The 848-nt window shown below is 52.8% G+C and carries 1 protein-coding gene; it reads left to right on the top strand.

The window, feature by feature from the left end; genetic code table 11:
* On the top strand, positions 1-848 hold an 848-nt coding region (gene coaBC / locus R7R24_RS25725; protein WP_318119950.1), incomplete at both ends, for a bifunctional phosphopantothenoylcysteine decarboxylase/phosphopantothenate--cysteine ligase CoaBC.

The raw sequence follows: 848 nt of genomic DNA, 5'->3' as shown, positions 1-848 counted from the left end.
CTAGCAGGAAAGAAAATTCTACTCGGCATCAGTGGCGGTATTGCCGCGTATAAATGTGCGGAGCTAACCCGTCGCCTAATAGAGAGAGGGGCACAAGTTCAAGTCGTCATGACGAAAGCTGCAAAAGAGTTTATTACTCCGTTAACCATGCAGGCCGTCTCAGGACGACCAGTATCCGATAGCTTGCTCGATCCGGCGGCTGAAGCGTCAATGGGTCACATCGAGTTAGCTAAATGGGCGGATTTAGTGCTGCTTGCTCCTGCTACGGCAGACCTCATTGCTCGTATGTCAGCTGGCATGGGCAATGATTTATTGACGACGTTAGTGTTGGCAACGGATTCGCCTGTTGCGGTATCTCCAGCAATGAATCAGCAGATGTATCGCAACATCGCGACGCAAGAGAACATTGCGACTCTAGCGCGACGCGGTATGCACATTTGGGGTCCAGCAGCAGGTGAACAAGCCTGTGGTGATGTTGGTCCGGGTCGAATGCTTGAACCAATGCAATTGGTGCATCTGTGTGAGCAGTTTTTCCAACCTAAAGTCTTGGAAGGCAAGTCCATTCTGATCTCAGCAGGCCCAACGCGAGAAGCCATCGACCCAGTGCGTTACATTACGAACCACAGCTCCGGGAAAATGGGGTATGCACTAGCAAACGCTGCCGCGCAGTTAGGCGCAAAAGTCACGCTAGTGAGCGGCCCTGTCAACCTGAGCACACCGATGGGAGTGGAGCGCATTAACGTGTCTAGCGCACAAGAAATGTATGAGGCCGTGATGGCTCAAGCCATCAGTCACGACGCGTTCATCAGCTGCGCAGCAGTAGCGGATTATCGACCAGAGGCCATTGC

The organism is Vibrio sp. 704, from assembly GCF_033339295.1.
This window is presented reverse-complemented; position numbering and strand designations above follow the sequence as displayed.